15 protein-coding genes are annotated in these 23,319 nt (G+C 66.9%); 14 read left to right on the top strand and 1 reads right to left on the bottom strand.

All coding sequences use genetic code 11. The features are described from left to right. The first annotated feature begins 22 nt into the window (after nt 1-22). A complete protein-coding gene (cyaY, locus tag ACE3OU_RS14120; protein WP_374242188.1) occupies nt 23-343 on the top strand; it encodes an iron donor protein CyaY in 321 nt (106 codons plus the stop codon). A 25-nt stretch (nt 344-368) separates the two neighbouring features. Here cyaY and ACE3OU_RS14115 read toward each other — a convergent pair whose 3' ends face one another. Beyond that, nucleotides 369-2,711: a penicillin-binding protein 1A gene (locus ACE3OU_RS14115; RefSeq protein ID WP_374242187.1), complete on the bottom strand. Its 2,343-nt coding sequence runs from the start codon at nt 2,709-2,711 to the stop codon at nt 369-371. Between the two features lie 176 nt (nt 2,712-2,887). Here ACE3OU_RS14115 and ACE3OU_RS14110 point away from each other — a divergent pair, with 176 nt between their 5' ends. From ACE3OU_RS14110 to ACE3OU_RS14050, 13 genes are all read left to right on the top strand, one after another. Next, nucleotides 2,888-3,964: a pilus assembly protein PilM gene (locus ACE3OU_RS14110; protein WP_374242186.1), complete on the top strand. Its 1,077-nt coding sequence runs from the start codon at nt 2,888-2,890 to the stop codon at nt 3,962-3,964. After that, nucleotides 3,961-4,560 carry a PilN domain-containing protein gene (locus ACE3OU_RS14105; protein ID WP_374242185.1) on the top strand — a complete coding sequence of 200 codons (600 nt, stop codon included), beginning with the start codon at nt 3,961-3,963 and terminating at the stop codon, nt 4,558-4,560. The genes ACE3OU_RS14110 and ACE3OU_RS14105 overlap by 4 nt, the downstream gene beginning before the upstream one ends. Then, complete coding sequence (locus ACE3OU_RS14100; protein WP_374242184.1) at nt 4,560-5,234, top strand: type 4a pilus biogenesis protein PilO; 675 nt, start codon at nt 4,560-4,562, stop codon at nt 5,232-5,234. The genes ACE3OU_RS14105 and ACE3OU_RS14100 overlap by 1 nt, the downstream gene beginning before the upstream one ends. Nucleotides 5,235-5,239: 5 nt before the next feature. After that, a complete protein-coding gene (locus ACE3OU_RS14095; protein WP_374242183.1) occupies nt 5,240-5,764 on the top strand; it encodes a pilus assembly protein PilP in 525 nt (174 codons plus the stop codon). Beyond that, a complete protein-coding gene (pilQ, locus tag ACE3OU_RS14090) occupies nt 5,761-7,941 on the top strand; it encodes a type IV pilus secretin PilQ (RefSeq protein ID WP_374242182.1) in 2,181 nt (726 codons plus the stop codon). The genes ACE3OU_RS14095 and pilQ overlap by 4 nt, the downstream gene beginning before the upstream one ends. Before the next feature lie 236 nt (nt 7,942-8,177). Beyond that, nucleotides 8,178-10,649, top strand: a complete 2,472-nt coding sequence (locus ACE3OU_RS14085) for a hypothetical protein (protein WP_374242181.1) — start codon at nt 8,178-8,180, stop codon at nt 10,647-10,649. Nucleotides 10,650-10,713: 64 nt separating this feature from the next. After that, on the top strand, nt 10,714-11,241 hold the full coding sequence (locus ACE3OU_RS14080) for a shikimate kinase (protein ID WP_374242180.1): 528 nt from the start codon (nt 10,714-10,716) through the stop codon (nt 11,239-11,241). Beyond that, the gene (gene aroB, locus ACE3OU_RS14075; protein ID WP_374242179.1) at nt 11,229-12,308 is read left to right on the top strand and encodes a 3-dehydroquinate synthase; all 1,080 of its coding nucleotides are present in this window, start codon (nt 11,229-11,231) and stop codon (nt 12,306-12,308) included. Before ACE3OU_RS14080 ends, aroB begins: the two co-directional genes overlap by 13 nt. Before the next feature lie 12 nt (nt 12,309-12,320). Beyond that, on the top strand, nt 12,321-13,445 hold the full coding sequence (locus tag ACE3OU_RS14070) for a deoxyguanosinetriphosphate triphosphohydrolase (protein WP_374242178.1): 1,125 nt from the start codon (nt 12,321-12,323) through the stop codon (nt 13,443-13,445). A gap of 277 nt (nt 13,446-13,722) precedes the next feature. Then, nucleotides 13,723-18,399: a glutamate synthase large subunit gene (gltB, locus tag ACE3OU_RS14065; RefSeq protein ID WP_374242177.1), complete on the top strand. Its 4,677-nt coding sequence runs from the start codon at nt 13,723-13,725 to the stop codon at nt 18,397-18,399. A gap of 1 nt (nt 18,400) precedes the next feature. Continuing rightward, nucleotides 18,401-19,867 carry a glutamate synthase subunit beta gene (locus ACE3OU_RS14060; protein ID WP_374242176.1) on the top strand — a complete coding sequence of 489 codons (1,467 nt, stop codon included), beginning with the start codon at nt 18,401-18,403 and terminating at the stop codon, nt 19,865-19,867. Nucleotides 19,868-20,093: 226 nt separating this feature from the next. Next, entirely contained in the window at nt 20,094-22,805 is a 2,712-nt protein-coding gene (locus tag ACE3OU_RS14055) for a type VI secretion system Vgr family protein (protein ID WP_374242175.1), read from the top strand. Between the two features lie 77 nt (nt 22,806-22,882). Then, nucleotides 22,883-23,319, top strand: a 437-nt coding sequence (locus tag ACE3OU_RS14050) for a hypothetical protein (RefSeq protein ID WP_374242174.1), incomplete at its 3' end; no start/stop codon positions are given.

Below are 23,319 nucleotides of genomic sequence, written 5' to 3'. Positions count from 1 at the left end.
AACAGAAGGAAGGGAATGGGCGATGGATGAAGCAGGGTTCAACGCGCTGGCGGATGCCGAACTCGGGCGCCTGGAGGGCTTGCTCGATGCCTGCGGGGCCGACTTTGACTACGAGGTGAAGCCCGGCGGCGTGCTGGAGCTGGAGTTCGACAACGGTAGCAAGATCATCGTGAATCGCCACACGGCGGCCCGGGAGATCTGGCTGGCGGCGAAGTCGGGGGGCTTTCATTTTCGCCCCGCCGATGGCCGCTGGGTGGGCACGCGGGACGGCGAGGATTTTTACGTGGTGCTGTCCCGCTGCATGTCGGAGCAGGCCGGCGAGCCGGTCAGCCTGAAGGGCTGAGGCCAGCGTCCGGCCCGCCCAGCCCTCAGCCGGTGGAGGGGGGCAGGCCGGGGGCGACCGGTGCCGGCGCGGCCGCGGGGGCAGGCGCCGGGGGCGGGGCTTCGTCCGCCGGCGTGCTGGGCTTCGCTTCGGCAGGCGCTTCCGCCGGCACGTCGGGGAGGTTCTCCTTGTAGATCATCTCCTCGGTGGCGCTGCCGGCCGGCTGGATGCGGATCAGGCCTTCCGGCGCCTTCGGGAAGCTCTCGGGCACGCCCTCGAGGGCCTTGCGCATGTAGTTGATCCACATCGGCAGGGCGGCGTGGCCGCCGGTCTCGCCGCTGCCCAGGTTGCGCGGCTTGTCGAAGCCGATCCAGGCCACCGTGACGAGGGTCGGCTGGTAGCCGCAGAACCAGGCGTCGAGGTAGTCGTTGGTGGTGCCGGTCTTGCCCGCCAGGTCGTTGCGCTTGAGCACCATGGCCTTGGTGGCGGTGCCGCGGCGGACCACGTCCTTCATGATCGAGTCCATCAGGTAGGCGTTGCGCTCGTCGATCGCCCGCTCGGCGGTCTCGCCGGCCACCGGCGGGTCGACGCGGGCCAGCACGTTGCCGGCGTCGTCGCGGATTTCCTGCACCAGATAGGGCTCGATGCGGTAGCCGCCGTTGGCGAACACCGAGTAGCCGCGCAGCATCTGCCAGGGGGTGACCGAGCCGGCGCCGAGGGCCATCGTGAGATAGGCCGGGTGGCGCTCGGCGTCGAAGCCGAACTTGGTGATGTAGTCCTGGGCGTAGCGCGGGCCGATCGACTTGAGCAGGCGGATCGATACCATGTTCTTGGAGCGGGCCAGCGCGGTGCGGATGGAGATCGGGCCGTCGTAGCGGCCGTCGTAGTTCTTGGGCTCCCAGGCCTGGCTGCCGGTCTCGCCCGACGAGAAGGACATCGGCGAGTCGTCCACCACGCTGTTGGGGCCGTAGCCCTTCTCGAAGGCCGCCGAGTAGATGAAGGGCTTGAAGCTGGAGCCCGGCTGGCGCCACGCCTGGGTGACGTGGTTGAACTTGTTGCGCGTGAAGTCGAAGCCGCCGGCCAGCGCGCGGATGGCGCCGGTGCGCGGGTCGGCGGAGGCGAGGGCGCCCTCGACCTCCGGCAGCTGGGTGATCTCCCAGCGGCCGTTGTCGTTGCGGGTGATGCGCACGATGGCGCCGGCGCGGATGCGTTTGTTGGGCGGGCCCTTCTCGCCCACCATGCGTTCGGCGAAGCGCAGGCCGTCGCCGCTGATGCGGATCGTCTCGCCGTAGCGATAGACGGTGACGGCGCCGCTGCGGGCCTCGGTGACGATGGCCGCCAGCATGTCGTCGTAGTCGGGGGTCTCGGCGAGGATCTCGTCCAGCGCCTCGCCCTGCTCACCCTTCATGCGGGCCGGGTCGACGTAGGCCTCGGCGCCGCGGTAGCCGTGGCGGCGGTCGTAATCCAGGATGCCACGGCGCAGGGCCCGGTAGGCGGCGTCCTGCTCGGCCTTGTTGATGGTGGTGATGACCTTGATGCCGCGGGTATAGGCCTCTTCCTGGAACTGCTCGTAGGCGATCTGGCGGGCCATCTCGGCCACGTAGTCGGCGCTGCCGCCGAAGTCGCTGGTGCTGGTGACCACCTTGAGCGGCGTCTCGATGGCCTCGCGCTGCTCGGCCTCGTTGATGAAGCCGAGCTCCAGCATCCGCCGCAGCACGTATTGCTGGCGCTGCGCGGCGCGTTTCGGGTTGACCACCGGGTTGTAGGCGGAGGGCGCCTTGGGCAGGCCGGCGAGCATCGCCGCCTCGGCCACGCTCAGCTCGCGGATGGGTTTCCCGAAGTAGGTGTGGGAGGCCACCGCGAAGCCGTAGGCGCGCCGCCCGAGGAATATCTGGTTGATATAGACCTCGAGAATCTGGTCTTTCGTGAGATTTTGCTCGATCTTGAAGGCGAGGAGTATTTCGTAAAGCTTGCGAGAGATGGTTTTCTCTCGGGTGAGGAAGAAGTTCCGTGCAACCTGCATAGTGATCGTGGATGCTCCCTGGCGTTTGCCGCCGGTGGCGAGGTTGGCGCCGGCGGCCCGCAGGATGCCCAGGAAGTCCACGCCGGAGTGCTGGTAGAAGCGGTCGTCCTCGGCGGCGAGGATCGCCTGCTTGAGCACCGGGGGCACGTCCTGGATGCGGATGAAGGCGCGCCGCTCCTCGCCGTACTCCCCGATCAGGGCCCCGTCGGCCGTGTAGACGCGCAGCGGGATCTTGGGGTGGTAGTCGGTCAGGGCCTCGAGCGAGGGCAGGGTCGGCCAGGCGGAGGCGACGGCAATGGCGATGATCGCAACGCCGATCGTGATGAGGCCGAGCAGGGCGGCGAACGGGTAAAGGAGCCAGCGCATGAAGGGAGGGCAGGGGGCAAAAAAGTCAGTGCATTATACGAGCAGCCCCGGTTTGCCGCCCGTAATGCCGCCGCGCCGATTTGCAGAGCCTTGCTTTACACCTGTCATTGTTGTTGTTAGGATTTCATGTAGATTGTTGTAAGTGCGTCTAACGTAAAGAATTTTCAGGATTTTTTGTGATCGACCTATCCTTTCTGAACCCCAGGGCACGGCCCTTGATCGGCGTCGACATCTCGTCGTCGTCAGTCAAGATGGTTGAGTTGTCCGCCGTTTCCGGAGGGGGGTACCGGGTCGAGCGCTACTCGATCGAGGCCCTGCCCCGTGAAGCGGTGGCCGACGGCAACATCGCCAATCTCGAAGCCGTCTCCGAAGCCATCCGCCGCGGCTGGCGCCGCCTCGGCACCAGCACCAAGTTCGTCGCGCTGGCCCTGCCCGCCTCGGCCGTGATCACCAAGCGGATCATCCTGCCGGCCGGCCTGCGCGACCAGGAGCTCGAGGTTCAGGTTGAATCCGAAGCCAACCAGTACATTCCCTTCGCCCTCGACGAGGTCAACCTCGACTTCCAGGTGATCGGCCCGGCCGCCTCCGGCGCCGAGGAGGACGAAGTGCTGATCGCCGCCTCCCGCAAGGAGAAGGTCGAGGACCGCGTCGCCGCCGCCGAGGCCGCGGGGCTGAAGGCGCTGGTGATGGACGTCGAGTCCTATGCCGCCCTGTCGGCCTTCGAACTCGTCCAGGCCCAGCTGCCCGACAAGGGGGATGACAAGATCATCGCCCTCGTCGATGCCGGGGCCAACGTGATGAACGTCTCGGTGCTGCGCAACGGCGTGCAGGTGTACTCCCGCGAGCAGGCCTTCGGCGGCTTCCTGCTGACCCAGGACATCATGCGCCACTTCGGCATGTCCCTCGAGGAGGCCGAGGGCGCCAAGCGCAGCAGTTCGCTGCCCGAAAACTACGAATCCGACCTGCTGCGCCCCTTCATGGACGCCCTGGCCCTCGAGGTGTCGCGGGCGCTGCAGTTCTTCTTCACCTCCACCCAGTTCAACCAGGTCGACCACATCGTGCTGGCGGGCGGCTGCGCGGTCATCCCCGGGCTGGCCGAGACGGTCGCCGGGCGCACCCAGGTGGACACCCTGATCGCCAATCCCTTCGCGAACATGAGCCTCAGCTCCAAGATTCGCCCGAAAAACCTGACGGCTGACGCCCCGGCGCTGCTGGTTGCCTGCGGGCTGGCTCTGCGGAGGTTCGATTCGTGATTCGCATCAACCTTCTCCCGCACCGGGAAGAAAAGCGCAAGGCGCGTCGCCAGCAGTTCATCCTGTTCTCGGCCATCGCCGCGCTGGGCGGGCTGCTTGTGTGGTTCATCGGGCACTCCGTGATCGTCGGCTACGTCGACGGCCAGGACCAGAAGAACGCCATGCTCAAGGAAGAGATCGCCCTGCTCGACAAGGAGATCTCCGAGATCAAGGGCCTGCGCGAACAGGCCGAGGCCCTGCTGTCGCGCAAGCAGGTCATCGAGTCGCTGCAGACCAACCGCACCGAGCCGGTGCACATCTTCAACGAGCTCGCCCGCCAGATCCCCGAGGGGCTCTACCTCAAGAGCCTCAAGCAGACCGGTTCGCGCATCAACATCACCGGCTACGCCCAGTCCAACGCGCGGGTCTCCAATCTGATGCGCAACCTCGATGCCTCGCCCTACCTCCAGAATGCGGAGCTGATCGAAGTGAAGGCCTCCGTGCTCAACACCCGCCGCGTGAGTGAATTCAACCTCAACGTCACCCTGGAGCGCCAGCCGGTCGAAAGTGCCGAAAAGCCCAAGGGAACCCCTCCCGCCGCCGGAGGTAAGCCGTAATGGGTCTCAAGGATTCGCTGGAAAACCTCCGCTCCCTGGATGTCCAGGATCTGCTGCGCGACTTCAAGGGGCTTGACCCCAACGATCCGGGGCAATGGCCGCTCGCGCCGCGGGTCGCCACCCTGCTGGCGATCTTCTTCGTCCTGGTCGTCGGTGGCTGGTGGTTCGACTGGAGCGACCAGCTGGCGACCCTGGAAGCCAAGGAGCGCGAAGAGGCGACGCTCAAGGAAGACTGGGTCAACAAGAAGCGGCAGGCCGTCAATCTCCCCGAGTACCGCCGTCAGCTGAGCGAGATCGACCGCCAGTTCGGCGCGCTGCTCAAGCAGCTGCCGAACCGTTCCGAGATGGAGTCGCTGCTGGCCGACATCAACCAGGCGGGCCTCGGGCGCGGCCTGCAGTTCGAGCTCTTCAAGCCCGGCACCGAGGTCATGAAGGATTTCTACGCCGAGCTGCCGATCGCCGTGCGTGTCACCGGCAGCTATCATGATCTCGGCGAGTTCGTCGGCGATGTGGCCCAGATGCCGCGGATCGTCACCCTCAACGACATCGCCATCGAGACCCAGAAGGAAGGTGTCCTCAAGTTCGACGCGACAGCCATGACCTACCGCTACCTCGACGACGAGGAAGTGGCGCGTCTGCGCAAGGAAAAGGCCAAAGAAAAGGCGGGCAAGTGACCATCATGCGACTGACCCTGTTGCTGCCCCTGGCCGCGGCGCTCATCGTGTCCGGGTGCAGCGACCAGGAAGACGACCTGCGCGCCTGGATGACCGAGGCGTCCAAGGATCTCAAACCCAACCTCAAGCCGCTGCCGCCGATCCAGCAGATGGTGCCGGTGAGCTACCAGGGGGTCGGGACGACCGACCCCTTCAAGGCGGCCAAGCTGGAGCCCGACAAGAAATCCGGGATGTTCGTGCCCGACGCCAACCGGCGCCGCGAACCGCTGGAGGCCTATCCGCTGGAGTCCCTCAAGATGGTGGGGGTCCTCATCAAGCAGGGCCAGTCCCACGCCATCATCGCGGCGGACAAGACATTGCACCAGGTCCGGGTGGGTAATTATCTCGGCCAGAACTACGGGCAGATCACGGCGATCTCGGAAACCGAGATCACCCTCAAGGAACTCGTTGAAGATCAATCCGGCGAGTGGGCAGAGCGCATCAGCACGCTGCAGCTGCAGGAGCAGGCGCCCCAGGAGGCGAAGAAATGAAGATGAGACGTGGCGTCGTACGGGGCGCATGGGTATTGGCAGCGGTTTGCGGCGCCTTGCTGCCGTCCGCGCCGGTTTTGGCGCAGGCTTCCGCGGCCGAGGTCGTGCAGGCCGGCAATCGTATCGAGAAGATCGTCGCCGCCGAGCAGGGGGGCAACGTCGTTCTCAAGCTGACGATGGCCAAGCCGCTCGCCGCGGCGCCGGGCAGCTTCAGCGTGGCCAGCCCGGCGCGGGTCGCCTTCGACTTCCCTGACACCGGCAACGGCCTCGGGCGCAACAGCCAGCAGCTCAACGCCGGCGACCTGCGCAGTGTGAACATCGTCCAGGTGGGCGACCGCACCCGGCTGGTGCTCAACCTGTCCCGCCTGTCTCCCTACGATGTCCGCATGGAGGATCGCGACGTCCTGATCACCCTGTCGTCGGGCGAATTGCGCGAGGCCGGCACCCAGCTGTCCCAGTCCACCCAGTTCGCCGCCCCGGCGCCGATGGCCCAGGGCGAGCGGCACGCCATCCGCGACATCAATTTCCGTCGTGGCAAGGACGGTGAGGGCCGGCTGGTCGTCGATCTGTCCGACGCCGGTGCCGGCATCGACATCCGCCAGCAGGGCACCAGCCTGATCGTCGACTTCCTCAAGACCGAAGTGCCGGAGCAGCTCCGCCGCCGGCTCGACGTGATCGATTTCGGCACCCCGGTGTCCACGGTGCTGACCCAGAGCCAGGGCGGCAACACCCGCATGACGATCACCCCGCGCGGCCAGTGGGAGCACAACGCCTACCAGAGCGACAACCAGTTCGTCCTCGAGGTGAAGCCGGTCAAGGAAGATCCCAACAAGCTGGTCCGGGGCGCGGGCAAGGGCCGCTTCGGCGGCGAGAAGCTGTCGCTCAACTTCCAGAACATCGACGTGCGCTCGGTGCTGCAGGTCATCGCCGACTTCACCAACTTCAACATCATCACCAGCGACTCCGTGCAGGGCAACCTCACCCTGCGCCTCAAGGACGTCCCGTGGGATCAGGCCCTCGACATCATCCTGCAGGCCCGCGGCCTCGACATGCGCAAGAACGGCAACGTCATCTGGATCGCCCCGCGTGACGAGCTGGCTGCCCGCGAGAAGCTCGACCTCGAGGCCAAGGCCCAGATCGGCGAGCTCGAGCCGCTGCGCACCGAGACCTTCCAGATCAACTACCACAAGGCCAAGAGCGTCGCCGAGTTCATCAAGGGCAAGGAGCAGACCGTGCTGTCCAAGCGCGGCAACGTGAGCGCCGACGAGCGCAGCAACAAGCTGTTCGTCAATGACGTGCCTTCCCGCCTCGAGGATGTCCGCCGCCTCATCGCCGAGATCGACGTCGAGGTGCGCCAGGTGCTCATCGAGGCCCAGATCGTCGAGGCCACCGACACCTTCGCCCGCAACCTGGGCGTGCGCCTCGGCTTTGGCGCCAAGACCGGCGGCCTGCTCGGCACCACCACCGGCGGCGTGCCGGTGTATCGCAACACCTTCGGCAGCGGCAACCTCTCGTCCACCGCCTACCAGGCTGGCCAGATCACCACGGTGCCGACCCTCGACAACGCCCTCGGCGTCAATCTGCCGGCCTCCAACATCAACACCAAGCAGGTCGGCGCGCTGTCCTTCGCGCTGTGGAACAGTGCCGCCACGCGCTACATCGACCTCGAAGTGTCGGCCCTCGAGGCCGACGGTCGCGGCAAGGTCGTCTCGCGTCCCCGCGTGATGACCGCCGACAAGGCCGAAGCGATCATCGAGCAGGGTTCCGAAATCCCCTACCAGACCCAGACCAGCACCACCGCGGTGGCCACCGTCAGCTTCAAGAAGGCCAACCTGTCCCTCAAGGTGAAGCCCCAGATCACCCCGGACGGCAAGGTCATGATGGCCCTCGACGTCAACAAGGACCAGCCCCGCTACGACCAGCCGGTCGCCGGCGGCAACGTCCCCATCGACACCAAACACGTCAAGACCGACGTGGTCGTCGAGAACGGTGGTACCGTCGTGATCGGCGGCATCTACATCCAGGAAGTCGGCAACAACACCACCAAGATTCCCCTGCTGGGCGACATCCCGGTGCTCGGGTACCTCTTCCGCAACAACGAGCGCAAGGACAACAAGACCGAGCTGCTCGTCTTCATCACGCCCCGCATCATCAACGACCAGCTTGGGCTGCGTTGAACACCCAGGTCTGAATGGAACTTCACATGCGTAATTTCAATGCACACGGTCTCATCGCGCGGCTCCGTCTCGCGTTTCTGATGATCCTCGCCCTGGCTGTCGCGGGTTGCGGCGGCGGAGGTGGCGGCGGTTCTTCCTCGTCGAACTGTCCGACGCAGTTCTCGACCTGTTCCACCACCGATACCAACACGGGTGGTGGCACCACTACGACCACCGCGCCCACGGTCACCGTCGCGGTGCTCGACAGCGCGGGTGTCGAGACGCGGACGCTGCCTTCGTCCGGCTCGGTGACGGTGAAGGCCACCGTCAAGAACGCCGCGGGTGCGACCGTCGATGACGGCACCCTGGTCACGTTCACCACCAATACTGCGCTGGCGATCTTCAGCCCGGCCTCCGGCACGGGCCTGACCAAGAACGGCGTCACCACCATCCAGATGTCTGCCGCGTCGCTTAGCGCCGAAGGCGCCGCAGCGGTCACCGCGACGGCGACGGTTGGAACCGCAACCGTTTCGGGCGGCTGGACCTACCAGGTCGGCGCAGCCAACCTGAGCCTCGCCAACTTCCTGATCAGCAAGCCCGAAATCGACGCCTACGGCACCAGCACCGTGTCGGTCACCGTCAATGTCGACGGCGCGCCGTCCACCGCGCCGCTGACCGTCGCGTTCGCATCCGGTTGCGCGGCCAGCGGCAAGGCGACCCTCGCCTCGACCGTGCAGACGATCAACGGGGTGGCCACCGCCACCTACACCGACAAGGGCTGCAACAGCACTGACACCATCACGGTGAGCGTCCTCGACAAGACCCTGTCCGGCAAGATCACTTCGGCGGGCCCCGCCCCGGCCAACATCCAGTTCGTCAGCGCGACGCCCGGCACCATTGCCCTGAAGGGCACCGCGGGCCTGGTGGACGTCTCCACCGTGACCTTCAAGGTGGTCGACGCGACGGGCAATCCCGTGCCGTCCGCCAGCGTGGACTTCTACCTCTCCAACTGGACCGGCGGCCTCAAGCTCGATGACAAGACCCAGGCCCAGGTCGATGCCCTGACCATCACCACCGGTGGTGTCACGTCGGTGCTCGGCAAGGTGCGCAAGCAGACCGCCGCCGACGGCACGGTCAGCGTCACGGTGCAGGCGGGCAGCAATCCGAACTCGGTGTGGGTCCTGGCCAAGCTCAAGGATTCGTCCCTCGAGACCCAGTCCAGCAAGCTCGTGATCTCCACCGGCCTGCCGACCCAGGATCGTTTCTCCCTGTCGGTCGGTACGCACAACATCGAGGGCTGGAACTACGATGGCGTCCAGAGCGCCCTCACGGTGCTGGCCTTCGACCGGGTCGGTAACCCGGTCCCCGATGGCACGACCGTCAACTTCGTCACCGAGGGTGCCGGCGTGTCGCCGTCGCCCGGTGTCTGTTCCCTCCAGAACGCCACCTGTACCGTCCAGTTCGTCAGCGGCGAGCGGCGTCCCCAGAGCGAAACCGTCGGTGTCTGCCTGAACGCCCTGGGCGCCAAGGTCCCGAGCACCGACGCGGGCAGGATCGACAACACCTGCGTGTATTCCGGGCGCATCACCGTGCTGGCCTACGCCAACGGCGAAGAGAGCTTCGACGATACCAACGGCGACAATCTCTACCAGTCCGCCACCGAGACCCACCGCCGCCTGGGCGATGCCTACGTCGACAACAACGAGGATGGTGTCTGGACCTCGCCGGAGCAGTACTTCCCCTACCTTGGGACCGGCGACAACGCCAGCACCGGTGCCGACTGCCCGACCAATTACATCCGCTACAGCGACGCCAAGTCCAAGGCCAACACCTGCAACACCACCTGGGGGCAGGCGCAGGTGCGTCGCGAACAGGTCATCGTGTTGTCCGGCAGCGCCATCAGCAACATCTACGCCCTGTCGCTGAACAGCTACCTGGAAAGCGACGGTCGGGTGTATGTCGGCGACACCTTTGGCGGTGCCACGGGTGGCTCCTGCTCGGCGAGCTTCACGGTCCGCATCTCGGATCTCAACAACAACGTGCTGCCGGCCGGCACCACCCTCGATATCGAGGACAACAGCGTCCAGTACCTGCAGTCGGGCGGCACCGATCCGGTGAGTGTGGCGGTGACGATCGGCAACAACAAGATCCTCGACACCACGATCCCCGGTGGCACGACCCACTTGGTGACGATGCGTGGCACCAAGTGCGTCAGCATTCCTGCGGGTTCGCTCACCTTGAAGGCGACGACGCCGAAGGGTCTGATCAGCTACATCCCGGTGCGGGTGAACAGTGCGGGGACCCTCACCCTCACCGCCCGGTCGAGCAATGTCAGCCTGAGCGGTCAAAGCCTCATTGCGACCGTCAGCGACACGGATTTCGGTGTCGTCTCGGGCGCCTGTGCAGGAAGTTTCGACCTCAACCTGGCGGACATTAACGGAGCCCTCCCGACGGACGCCCAGCTTGTGTCCGGTCCGTTCGCGGTGGTGAGCGGCTCGGTCAGCTACCAGGTCGCCTCGTCCACGCCGGGCGCGGTGGCAACGGCCTCGGCGCCGGCCAGCCTGGATTTCGTGACCAACCTCAGCGGTCGTGCCCACCGGGTCAGCTTCCAGGGCTCGAACTGCATTGCCACGACCACGCCCTCCATCGACAGCACGGTCACGCTGGCGGTCCCGTCGACTCGCGGGCGGCTCAACTACATCCCGGTGACCGTCCGTCGCACCCCCTGATGACATAAGGCTGGACCTCGGGTCACGGATGCCTTCGGGTGCCGTGACCCGGATAAAGGAATAAATGATCAACAGTCGCTGCATCGTCCTCGTCGGTATGCCCGGCTCGGGCAAGACTACCGTGGGGCGGGATCTCGCCAAGCGGCTGGGTTTGCGCTTCGTCGACTCCGACCACGAGATCGAGGCTCGCACGGGGGTCAAGATCCCGACCATCTTCGAGATCGAGGGCGAGGACGGGTTTCGCAGGCGCGAAACCCAGACCCTCGACGCGCTCACCCGCGAATCCAACATGGTCCTCGCCACCGGCGGTGGCGCGGTGATCCGGCCCGAGAACCGCGCGTTGCTGCGGGAGCGTGCGGTGGTGGTGTTCCTCAGCGTGCCGCCGCAGATCCTGTGGGAGCGCACCCGCCACGACCGCAGCCGCCCGCTGCTCCAGGTGGCCGACCCCAAGGGGCGCCTCGAGGAGCTGCTGAAAGCCCGCGGCCCCTTTTACCGGGAGGTTGCCCACATCATCGTCGAGGGCGGGCGCGGAACGCCGAGCGCGATGGTGAGAATGATAGAGAAGGAATTGCAGGCCCTATGCGAACACTGAGCGTCGCGCTGGATGCGCGCAGCTACCCCATTCACATTGGCACCGGGCTGCTGGCCGACCCGGGCCTGATCCTGCCCTTCCTCAAGACCAAGCGGGTCGCGGTGATCACCAACACCGTGGTCGGCCCGCTGTATCTGGCGCCCTTCGTCGCCGGGCTGCGTGAGCGTGGTCTGCGGGTCACCGAGATCGTGCTGCCCGACGGCGAGGCCCACAAGGATTGGCCGACCCTCAACCTGATCTTCGATGGCCTGCTCGGCGAGCGCTGCGACCGCAGCACCACCCTCATCGCCCTCGGCGGCGGCGTCATCGGTGACATGGTCGGCTTCGCGGCCGCCAGCTACCAGCGCGGCGTGCCCTTCATCCAGGTGCCCACCACGCTGCTGTCCCAGGTGGATTCGTCGGTGGGCGGCAAGACGGCGATCAACCACCCGCTGGGCAAGAACATGATCGGCGCCTTCTACCAGCCCCGGCTGGTGCTGGCCGACATCGCCACCCTCGATACCCTGCCGGATCGCGAACTGAAGGCCGGCCTCGCCGAGGTCATCAAGTACGGCCTGATCCGCGACCTGCCCTTCCTCGAATGGATCGAGGCCAATCTCGACCGCCTGCTGGCCCGCGACGCCGACGCCCTCGCCGAGGCCGTCGAGCGCTCCTGCCGCAACAAGGCCGAGGTGGTCGCCGCCGACGAGACGGAGCAGGGCGAGCGCGCCACCCTCAACCTCGGCCACACCTTTGGCCACGCCATCGAGACCGGCCTCGGCTACGGCGAATGGCTGCATGGTGAGGCGGTGGCCGCCGGCGCAGTGATGGCCGCCGAATTGTCGCGCCGCCTGGGCTGGCTCTCCGAGGCCGACGTGGCGCGGGTGCGCCGCATCCACGAGCGGGCCGGCCTGCCGGTGAAGGGCGCGGCCCTTGGCGCCGACCGTTATCTCGAGCTGATGGCCCACGACAAGAAAGTGAGCGACGGCACCCTGCGGCTGGTGCTGCTCAAGGCGATCGGCAGGGCGGTGATCACCTCCGAGGCCAGCACCGCCGAGATCCGCGCCACCATCGAGGCGTGCTGCTGAGCCGCGCCGCCGATGAGCGAACTGGCGCCCTACGCGGTCAGCGAAGCCAACACCCGCGGCCGGCAGGTGGCGGAGGCGCCGCCACTGGCGCGGGGTGAGTTCCAGCGCGACCGTGACCGCATCGTGCACTGCACGGCCTTCCGGCGCCTCGAATATAAAACGCAGGTCTTCGTGAACCACGAGGGCGACCTGTTCCGCACCCGGCTTACCCACAGCATCGAGGTCGCTCAGATCACCCGCTCGATCGCCCGCGCGCTGCAGCTCAACGAAGACCTCGCCGAGGCTGTCGCGCTGTCCCACGACCTTGGTCACACGCCCTTCGGCCACGCCGGCCAGGAGGCGCTCAACGCCTGCATGAAGGATTTCGGCGGCTTCGAGCACAACCTGCAGTCCCTGCGCACCGTCGATCTGCTCGAAGAGAGCTACGCCGACTTCAACGGCCTCAACCTGATGTACGAGACGCGGGAGGGCATTCTCAAGCACTGCTCGCCCAAGCATGCCGCCGAGCTCGGGGAGATCGGCCGGCGCTTCATCGAGGGGCGCCAGCCTTCCCTCGAGGCCCAGCTGGCCAACCTGGCCGACGAGATCGCCTACAACAACCACGACATCGACGACGGCCTGCGCTCGGGCCTCGTCAGCCTCGAGCAGCTCGACGAGGTGCCCATCTTCGCCCGCAACCGGCAGTCGGTCGAGGCGCGCTACCCGGGCCTCGCCGGGCGGCGCCTGATCCACGAGACGATCCGCCGGATGATCAACCTGATGGCGGTCGACCTCATCGAGCAGACCCGCGCCAACATCGCCCAGGCGGGGGTGGCCTGCCTCGACGAGGTGCACGCCGCGCCGCGGCTGGTGGCCTACAGCGCCGGGCTGCTGCCCGAGCTGCGCGTGCTGAAGGCCTTCCTGCGCGACAAGCTCTACCACCACTTCCAGGTGTTGCGCATGACCGACAAGGCTCGCCGCATCATCCAGGATCTTTTCGGCGCCTTCATGAACGACCCGCGCCTGCTGCCGCCCCAGTACCAGGCCATGGCCCGCGCCGACAAGGCCCGCGCCATCGCCGACTACATCGCCGGCATGACGGACAGGTACGCAATGCGCGAGCATCGCCGCCTCTTCGCGGTCGGCGAGATCTACTGATCGCCACGCAGGCGATCGTCCGCTCGCCAACCCGCGCCGCGCAAGCGGCTCCCCCCGTTGCCGCGCTGCAAAAAAATCTTGAAAAACCGGCGTCTGCGGCGGTATATTCAAACCTCGCCCAATGTGTTTGAACGGTCTCCTCGTCGGGATCGGAGTAGCCGGCCGATCGATGTGCCGGCTTTTTTTGACGGTTCGGGCGGGGCGGCTTCCCGCAGTTTGAAGGTCCGGTGCTACAGGAATGTGAGTGCCGGTGTGTGTTGTGTCGAGGAAAAACGAGATGGATCTTCCCCTGGAGCAGGGCCTGTACGACCCCGCCAACGAACATGACGCCTGTGGTGTCGGTTTCATTGCACATATCAAGGGCAACAAAACCCACGAGATCGTTCAGCAAGGTCTCGAAATCCTGAAGAATCTGGACCACCGGGGTGCCGTGGGTGCCGACCCGTTGCAGGGCGACGGTGCCGGCATCCTGATCCAGATTCCGGACACCCTGTTCCGCGAAGAGATGGCCAAGCAGGGCGTGACGCTGCCGCCCGCCGGCGATTACGGCGTGGGCATGATCTTCCTGCCCAAGGAAAACGCTTCCCGTCTCGCCTGCCAGGAAGAGATCGAGCGTGCCGTCCGTGCCGAAGGCCAGGTCGTCCTGGGCTGGCGTGACGTGCCGACCGATCCGGCGATGCCCATGTCGCCCACGGTCAAGGCCAAGGAGCCGGTGATCCGCCAGGTCTTCATCGGCCGCGGCCCCGACGTGATGGTCACCGATGCCCTCGAGCGCAAGCTCTACGTTATCCGCCGCCGTGCCGCCAACGCCATCGGCAGCCTGAAGCTGAAGCACTCCAAGGAGTTCTACACGCCGTCCATGTCGGCGCGGACGATCAACTACAAGGGTCTGCTGCTCGCCGACCAGGTCGGCCAGTACTACCTCGACCTCCAGGATCCCCGCTGCGTGTCGGCGCTGTCGCTGGTGCACCAGCGCTTCTCCACCAACACCTTCCCGACCTGGCACCTGGCCCATCCGTTCCGCTACATCGCCCACAACGGCGAGATCAACACCGTCCGCGGCAACTACAATTGGATGCGCGCCCGTGAAAAGGGCACCCAGTCCCCGCTGCTCGGCGAAGACCTGCAGAAGCTGTGGCCGCTGATCTACCCGGGTCAGTCCGACTCCGCTTCCTTCGACAATGCCCTCGAACTGCTCGTGATGAGCGGATACTCGCTGGCCCACGCGATGATGATGATGATTCCCGAAGCCTGGGAGTCCCACACGCAGATGGACCCGAAGCGTCGCGCCTTCTACGAGTACCACGCCGCCATGATGGAGCCGTGGGACGGCCCCGCCGCCGTGGCCTTCACCGATGGCCGCCAGATCGGCGCGACCCTCGACCGTAACGGCCTGCGTCCGGCCCGCTACCTGGTTACCGACGACGACTACGTCATCATGGCCTCCGAGTCGGGTGTGCTGCCGATCCCCGACGAGAAGATCGTCAAGAAGTGGCGCCTCCAGCCGGGCAAGATGTTCCTGATCGACATGGAACAGGGCCGCATCATCGACGACAAGGAACTCAAGGAGTCCCTCGCCGCCGCCAAGCCCTACCAGGAGTGGCTGTCGCGCATCAACATCAAGCTCGACAACTGCGCCGAGGTCGAGCCCGAGGCCGGGCCCAGGTCCGCCGCGTCGCTGCTGGATCGCCAGCAGGCCTTCGGCTACACCCAGGAAGACATCAAGTTCATCCTCGAGCCGATGGCCAAGAGCGGTGAAGAGGCCGCCGGCTCGATGGGCAACGACAGCCCGCTGGCCGTGCTGTCCGCCCGCAACAAGCCGATCTACAACTACTTCCGCCAGCTCTTCGCCCAGGTCACCAACCCGCCGATCGACCCGATCCGCGAGCAGCTGGTGATGTCGCTGGTGTCCTTCGTCGGTCCGCGCCCCAACCTGCTCGGCATCAACGAGATCAACCCGCCGTACCGCCTCGAGGTCACCCAGCCGGTCCTCACCTTCGCCGACATGGCGAAGCTGCGCGGCATCGCCGGCTTCACCGGCAACAAGTTCCGCTCCGCCGAACTCGACATCTGCTACCCGCTGGGCTGGGGCAAGGAAGGCGTCGAAGCGCGCCTGGCCTCCCTCTGCGCCGAAGCCGAGAACGCGGTGCTCAACGGCTCCAACATCCTGATCGTCTCCGACCGCAAGGTCGATGCCGACAACGTGGCCATCCCGGCGCTGCTCGCCACCTCGGCGATCCACCAGCATCTGGTCACCCAGGGCCTGCGCACCCGCACCGGCCTGGTCGTCGAGACCGGCTCCGCCCGTGAGGTCCACCACTTCGCGGTGCTGGCCGGCTACGGCGCCGAGGCCGTGCATCCCTACCTGGCCCTCGAGACCCTGGTCGAGCTCGCCAAGGGCGACGAAGCCACCGCCGACAAGTACGTCAAGCACTTCATCAAGGCCGTCGGCAAGGGCCTCATGAAGGTCATGTCCAAGATGGGCATCTCCACGCTGATGTCCTACACCGGCGCCCAGATCTTCGAGGCCATCGGCCTGCAGAAGAAGCTGGTGGACAAGTACTTCACCGGCACCTCCTCCCAGGTCGAGGGCATCGGCGTCTTCGAGGTCATGGAAGAGGCGATCCGCCTCCACCAGCAGGCCTTCAGCGCCGACCCGGTGCTGGCCAACGCCCTCGATGCCGGCGGCGAGTACGCCTTCCGGATCCGCGGCGAAGAGCACATGTGGACCCCGGAGGCCATCTCCAAGCTGCAGCACTCCACCCGCTCCGGCAAGTACGACACGTACAAGGAGTACGCCAAGATCATCAACGACCAGAGCAAGCGCCACATGACCCTGCGCGGCCTGTTCGACATCAAGCCCGTCGGCGCCCCGGTGCCGCTGGATGAAGTCGAGCCCGCCAAGGACATCGTCAAGCGCTTCGCCACCGGCGCGATGTCCCTCGGCTCCATCTCCACCGAAGCCCACTCGACCCTCGCCATCGCGATGAACCGCATCGGCGGCAAGTCGAATACCGGCGAAGGCGGTGAGGATCCGAAGCGTTTCATCCCGATCGCCAAGGACTCCTCCCTGGCCGAGGTCATCGGCGCCAGCCGCGTCGAGCGCGACATCCCGCTGAAGGCCGGCGACAGCCTGCGTTCCTCGATCAAGCAGGTCGCCTCCGGCCGTTTCGGCGTGACCACCGAATACCTGGTCAATGCCGACCAGATCCAGATCAAGATGGCCCAGGGCGCCAAGCCCGGTGAGGGCGGCCAGCTGCCCGGCCACAAGGTGTCCGAGTACATCGGCTTCCTGCGCCACTCGGTGCCGGGCGTCGGCCTGATCTCGCCCCCGCCGCACCACGACATCTACTCCATCGAGGATCTGGCCCAGCTGATCCACGATCTCAAGAACACCAACCCGGTGGCCGACATCTCGGTCAAGCTGGTGTCCGAAGTGGGTGTCGGTACGGTTGCCGCCGGTGTCGCCAAGGCCAAGGCCGACCACGTCGTGATCGCCGGCCATGACGGCGGTACCGGTGCGTCGCCCCTGTCGTCGGTCAAGCACGCCGGTTCGCCGTGGGAGCTCGGCCTCGCCGAAACCCAGCAGACCCTGGTGCTCAACCGCCTGCGCAGCCGCATCCGCGTGCAGGTCGACGGCCAGATCAAGACCGGCCGCGACGTCGTCATCGGCGCCCTGCTGGGTGCCGACGAATTCGGCTTCGCCACCGCGCCGCTGGTCGTCGAAGGCTGCATCATGATGCGCAAGTGCCACCTCAACACCTGCCCGGTGGGCGTGGCCACGCAGGACCCGACCCTGCGCAAGCGCTTCTCCGGCCAGCCGGAGCACGTGGTCAACTACTTCTTCTTCGTTGCCGAGGAAGTGCGCGAGCTGATGGCCGAGCTGGGCATCCGCAAGTTCGAGGACCTCGTCGGCCGTGCCGACCTGCTCGACATGAAGGCGGGCATCGAGCACTGGAAGGCCAGCGGTCTCGACTACAGCCGCATCTTCCACCTGCCGAACGTCCCGGCCGAGGTGCCGCGCACCCACACCGAGACCCAGGACCACAACCTGTCCAAGGCCCTCGACCACCAGCTCATCGAGCTGGCCAAGCCGGCCCTCGAGCGGGGCGAGAAGGTCTCCTTCGAAGTCCCGGTGCGCAACGTCAACCGTACCGTCGGCACCATGCTGTCGGGCCGTTTTGCCGCCAAGTACGGCCACGCCGGCCTGCCGGACGACACCGTGCATATCCGCCTCAACGGCACCGCCGGCCAGAGCTTCGGGGCTTTCCTGTCCCGCGGCCTGACCCTCGAGCTGGTGGGCGAAGGCAACGACTACGTGGGCAAGGGCCTCTCCGGCGGCCGCATCGTCGTGCGCCCGGCGGATGGCTTCAAGGGCGAGACCCCGTCCAACATCATCATCGGCAACACCGTGCTCTACGGCGCGACCGAAGGTGAAGCCTACTTCGCCGGCGTCGGTGGCGAGCGCTTCGCGGTGCGCAACTCCGGCGCCACGGCGGTGGTCGAAGGCGTGGGTGATCACGGCTGCGAATACATGACCGGCGGCACCGTGGTGGTGCTGGGCATGACCGGCCGCAACTTCGCCGCGGGCATGTCCGGCGGCGTGGCCTACGTGTTCGACGAGGAAGGCACCTTCGAGTCCCGCTGCAACATGGCCCAGGTGGCCCTGGAGCCGGTCGAGGAGGGGCTCGCAGCCCGCAAGGGCTCCGAATCCGGCGACGAGCTCGAGTCCCACGGCCGCGTCGATGTCCGCCACCTGGGCATGGCCGACGAAGCCCTGCTCAAGATGCTGGTCGAGCGCCACGCCACCTACACTGGCAGCGAGCGCGCCAAGGCGATCCTCGCCGACTGGGCCAATGCCCGTGGCAAGTTCGTCAAGGTGATGCCGCACGAATATCGTCGCGCGCTGGCCGAGCAGGCCGCGCAACAACAGAAAGAACTGGAGGCCGCGTAATATGGGCAAGCCAACTGGATTCCTCGAGTACGAGCGCCTCTCCGAGGCCTACGCTCCGGTCGAGCAGCGTCTCAAGCACTACAAGGAGTTCGTCGTCACCCTGAGCGACGAAGAAGCCGCCAAGCAAGGGGCGCGCTGCATGGACTGCGGCATCCCCTTCTGCAACAACGGCTGCCCGGTGAACAACATCATTCCCGACTGGAATGACCTGGTTTACCGTGGCAACTGGAAGGAGGCGATCGAGGTTCTGCACTCGACCAACAACTTCCCCGACTTCACCGGCCGCATCTGCCCGGCGCCCTGCGAGGCCGCGTGCACGCTGAACATCAACACCGACGCGGTGGGCATCAAGTCGATCGAGCACGCGATCATCGACAAGGCCTGGGCCAACGGCTGGGTCGTCCCGCAGCCGTCCGCCACCAAGACCGGCAAGAAGGTTGCCATCGTCGGTTCCGGCCCTGCCGGCCTGGCGGCGGCCCAGCAGCTGGCCCGCGTCGGCCACGACGTCACGGTGTTCGAGAAGAGCAGCCGCATCGGCGGTCTGCTTGGCTTCGGCATCCCCGACTTCAAGCTCGACAAGTCGGTCATCGATCGTCGCGTCGAGCAGCTGCAGGCCGAGGGCGTCACCTTCCGTACCCAGGTCCTCGTCGGCGACAAGAACCTGCCGGCCGGCATCAACAACGATGCCACCGAGTTCGTCTCCGCCGACCAGCTGAAGGCCGACTTCGACGCGGTGATCCTGGCCGCCGGCTCCGAAGTGCCCCGTGACCTGCCGGTCCCGGGCCGCGAGCTGAAGGGCATCCATGCCGCGCTGGAGTTCCTGATCCCCCAGAACAAGGAAGTCCAGCAGGGCATCGCCAACCCGATCAACGTCAAGGGCAAGCACGTCGTCGTGATCGGCGGCGGCGACACCGGCTCCGACTGCGTCGGCACCTCCAACCGCCACGGCGCCGCCTCGGTCACCCAGTTCGAGCTGATGCCGATGCCGCCGGAGCAGGAGAACAAGGCCCTCACCTGGCCCAACTGGCCTTACAAGCTGCGCACCTCCTCGTCCCACGAAGAGGGCTGCAGCCGCGATTTCGCGGTGGCCACCAAAGGCTTCGTGGGCGACGGTCAAGGCAACGTCAAAGCCCTCAAGGCCGTCCGCCTCGACTGGAAGGACGGCAGGATGGAGGAAGTCGCCGGCTCCGAGTTCGAGATCCCCTGCGACGCAGCCTTCCTGGCGATGGGTTTCACCAACCCGGTCGGCGCGCTGCTCGACGCCTTCGGTGTCGACAAGGACGCCCGTAACAACGCCAAGGCCACCACCGACGGCGAGGGCTGCTACCGCACCAACGTCGACAAGGTGTTCGCCGCCGGTGACGTGCGTCGCGGCCAGTCACTGGTGGTGTGGGCGATCCGCGAAGGCCGCCAGGCCGCACGCGAGGTCGACGCCTTCCTGATGGGGTCGTCGCTGCTGCCGCGCTGAACGAAGCTGCATCTCCTGCAAGACCAGAAGCCCGGGTGATCCCCGGGCTTTTTTTATTCCGAGGTTTATCCGCGTATCTGGCGGCGGTAAAGCGAATTGCATTTGTTAAAATGCAAATAAGCTATTCATAAAGATTTTATGTATAATTTTGTACAGCCATTGTTCTGCAAGGAGATGAGGCCTGCCGTGCCGGGCGCAAAGCCGGCTCAGGCGAGGCTGTGCTGCCATGATCGCCGAAACCAGTCTTCATGCCGCCGTGCGCAGCGCATTTGCGGCACTCTCCCAGGCCGTGCGCCTCCTCAAGGTTGTCTTTCCTCCCAGCGCGCCACAGGCTGTACGGCGCCTGGTCGCCTACCGCGCGGAGGGCGAGGAGGCTGTCTGCGGCCTGCTGCGCTACCGGGTGCAGTGTCTTGGCGATGACGACAGCCTCGCGCTGAAGGATATCCAGGGTTTGCCGGTGGGGCTTTCCATCGGTGACGACGAGGGCGGCAACCGATGGGTGTGCGGCGTCGTCACGGGTGTCGAGCGGCTCCTGTCGGATGGCGCCGCCACGGTCTTCGAACTGCACTTCGAGGACGCCCTGGGCATTCTCGCCCACCGCAAGACCTGGCGGGTCTTTCGCGAACTCTCCGTCGTGCAGATCACCGAGCAGATCCTCGACGAGCATCGGCAGACCAACCGCATCCTTGCCGCCGCCTTCCGGTTTGCCTTCGACGGCCTCCAGCGCAGATATCCTGCGCGTGCCTTCACGATGCAGGCCGGTGAGAGCGACGCCGCTTTCCTCACCCGGCTGTGGGCCCAGGAGGGCATCGCCTGGCATTTTCGCTGCAGCTGGGAGGACGGCCACCCCGTTCACACGCTCATCCTCGCCGATGCGCCGGGCTTCTATGTCGCCGACTCCCTCGGCCCCGTCCGCTTCCAGCGCGCCGATGCCACCGAGGTCAGCGACACCGTCAACACCTGGGAGGCCCGGCGAACCCTGGCGCCTGGTGCCGTCGCGCGGGGCAGCTTCGACTGCAAGACAGTCCGCCGGAGCGATGTCTCCGAGCCCTCCGCCCTCGACCAGGGCGAGGCCGGCGATGCCCTGGCCCACAGCCTCGTCGACTACGCCTACGACCCGCCCCGCGCCGGCGCCGGGGCTGCCCACCTCGCACAGCTCGGGCGCAGCCGCATCCTCGCCCACGAGTTTGCCGCCAAGGGCTGGTCGGGGGAGAGCGTGGTGCGCCGCTTCGCCCACGGGCGCAGTTTTGTGCTGGTCGGGCACGCCGGGGTAGATCGGCATCCGCCGGCCCAGCGGGAGTTCGTCCTCACCCGCCTCGAGCTCACCGCGGCCAACGGCATCCGCCTCGACCCCGTCCTCGCGCACCGCCTGGCCCAGGGTTGGCGTGAGATCCCGGACGAGGGTGGCGGCCTGCCCTTTTACCGCAACCGTTTCGAATGCGTGCGCAGTGATGTTCCCATCGTTCCCCTCTACGACCCGGCCCGGGTGCCGCGGCCGGGGCTGCTCAGTGCCATCGTGGTCGGCGAGTCCGGACGCGAGGTGGACGTCGACGAGCAGGGGCGCATCGCCGTGCGCTTCCTGTTCGCCCGCGACGAGGAGCACCCCCGCTACGGCACCAGCGGCACCCCCCGGGATTCCGCCCGGGTGCGTGTCCTGCAGCCCTGGGCCGACGCCGGCTTCGGGGCCGCCTTCTGGCCGCGGGTGGGCTCCGAGATCCTGATCGGCTTCATCCAGGGCCACCCCGACAAGCCCATCGCCCTCGGCGGCCTGTACGACGGTCTCCACGAGCCGGTGCGCTTTTCCGGCAAGGGCGGGCTGCCGGCCAATGGTGCGCTCTCCGGCCTCCGCTCGCGGGAGTTCCACGGCGACGGTTATAACCAGCTGCGCTTCGACGACAGCGGCGGCCAGGTCGGCAGCCAGCTCTTCTCCAGCCACGCCGCCACCCAGCTCAACCAGGGCTGGCTCGGCACCCCGCGGGACGGCGGCAAGGCTGAAGCACGTGGAGAAGGCTTCGAACTCGCCACCCATGCGGCGGGCGCCCTGCGGGCCGCCCGCGGTCTCCTCGTCAGCGCCTTCGCCCGCCTCGACCCGGCCAGCCGCCAGCTCGCGCGGGAGGAGACGCTGTCGCTGATGGAAGAGTGCGTCACCCTGTTCCGCGAGCTCGGCCAATACGCCGCCGACAACACCGCCGTCGCGGCCGACCCGGCGCCCCAAGTCCGCCTGCACGCCGCTCTCCGCGACTGGGAGCAGGGCTCCAGCACCGCGCCGGGCGGCGGTGGCGGCGCCACCCCCCTGGTCGCCATCACCGCCCCGGCCGGGGTGCACCTGTCGAGCCCCGCCAGCATCGTCAGCCACGCCGGCGGCAATCTGGATGCCGTCGCCCTCAAGCATTACCAGGTCAGCGCCGCCGAGCGCCTGATCGCCAACGCCGGCACGGGCATCTCCCTGTTCGCCCAGTCCGGCGGCGCCCGCTTCATTGCCCACCAGGGGCCGGTCGGCATCCAGGCCCGCCACGACGACGTCACCATCGAGGCCGCGCGGCATCTCAAGCTCTCCGCCAGCGACGGCCAGCTCCAGGCACTGGCGGCCAAGGAGATCCTGCTGGCTACCGCCGACGGCTGCTATCTCAAGCTCGGTAACGGCCGGATCGAGCTCGGCTGCTCCGGCGCAATCGCCCTCAAGGCGGCCCGCCACGACTGGAGCGGCCCGGCCACCCAGGCCGCGGAGCTCCCCCATTTTGCGAGCGCCGACGTGGGGCGCACCCCCGTCTTCGTGCGGCCGACCGACGGCCAGCCGATCGCCGACGCCCGCTACGAGATCACGCGTGCCGACGGCCGGGTGGAGGCCGGCGTCACCGACGCCGAGGGCCGCGCCCAGTCCATCACCAGCGCGCAGTTCGAGAGCCTCGACGTCCGCTTCACGCCCCCGGAAACCTGAACGAACACGCCCAAGCCATGACCTCGCCCGTCATCTCCTGCAGCATCCCTTTGCTCCCGGGCCATGGGGAGAAGCCCGTGCCCTGCCGCCTGCCCCTGCCCGGGGTCGTCATCTTCGTGCATGGCGTCAACTCCGACGGCGAGTGGTACGACGCCGCCGAGCAGGGCCTGTGCGAGGGCCTCAATGCCCGGCTGGCCCGCCAAGAGGCGCAGCTGGCGTTCAAGGGGGACGACACCGGGCGGCTGATCCCCTGCGCGTATACGCCGGAGCTGGACCCGGAAGGTTTTCTCGCGCCCCGGCGTTCCGCTGACAACTTCATCCAGCCTCAGGCCCACTGGTCGCCGGTGATCCGCTTCCGCTGGGGCTACAAGGCGACCAAGCGCGACGTCAAAGACTTCGGCGACAGCGTCTTCCTCAACGAGGACGACTACTGGGGCGGCGGCCCCTTCGCCAACGGCTGCTCCGCGCTGGCCGACCTGTGGACCGACGGCCTCAACGACCGCCTCTTCCTGTG

The sequence above is a fragment of the Zoogloea sp. genome, assembly GCF_041908905.1.
Lineage (GTDB): Bacteria > Pseudomonadota > Gammaproteobacteria > Burkholderiales > Rhodocyclaceae > Zoogloea.
The sequence above is the reverse complement of the archived record's forward strand: the minus strand, read 5'-3'. Positions and strand labels throughout refer to the sequence as shown.

What these genes read in the sequence shown, in the direction of transcription:
- cyaY (WP_374242188.1), top strand. Translation starts at nt 23, where the DNA reads ATGGATGAAGCAGGGTTCAACGCGCTGGCGGATGCCGAACTCGGGCGC.
- ACE3OU_RS14115 (WP_374242187.1), bottom strand. Translation starts at nt 2,711, where the DNA reads ATGCGCTGGCTCCTTTACCCGTTCGCCGCCCTGCTCGGCCTCATCACG.
- ACE3OU_RS14100 (WP_374242184.1), top strand. Translation starts at nt 4,560, where the DNA reads ATGGGTCTCAAGGATTCGCTGGAAAACCTCCGCTCCCTGGATGTCCAG.
- ACE3OU_RS14095 (WP_374242183.1), top strand. Translation starts at nt 5,240, where the DNA reads ATGCGACTGACCCTGTTGCTGCCCCTGGCCGCGGCGCTCATCGTGTCC.
- pilQ (WP_374242182.1), top strand. Translation starts at nt 5,761, where the DNA reads ATGAAGATGAGACGTGGCGTCGTACGGGGCGCATGGGTATTGGCAGCG.
- ACE3OU_RS14080 (WP_374242180.1), top strand. Translation starts at nt 10,714, where the DNA reads ATGATCAACAGTCGCTGCATCGTCCTCGTCGGTATGCCCGGCTCGGGC.
- aroB (WP_374242179.1), top strand. Translation starts at nt 11,229, where the DNA reads ATGCGAACACTGAGCGTCGCGCTGGATGCGCGCAGCTACCCCATTCAC.
- ACE3OU_RS14070 (WP_374242178.1), top strand. Translation starts at nt 12,321, where the DNA reads ATGAGCGAACTGGCGCCCTACGCGGTCAGCGAAGCCAACACCCGCGGC.
- gltB (WP_374242177.1), top strand. Translation starts at nt 13,723, where the DNA reads ATGGATCTTCCCCTGGAGCAGGGCCTGTACGACCCCGCCAACGAACAT.
- ACE3OU_RS14060 (WP_374242176.1), top strand. Translation starts at nt 18,401, where the DNA reads ATGGGCAAGCCAACTGGATTCCTCGAGTACGAGCGCCTCTCCGAGGCC.
- ACE3OU_RS14055 (WP_374242175.1), top strand. Translation starts at nt 20,094, where the DNA reads ATGATCGCCGAAACCAGTCTTCATGCCGCCGTGCGCAGCGCATTTGCG.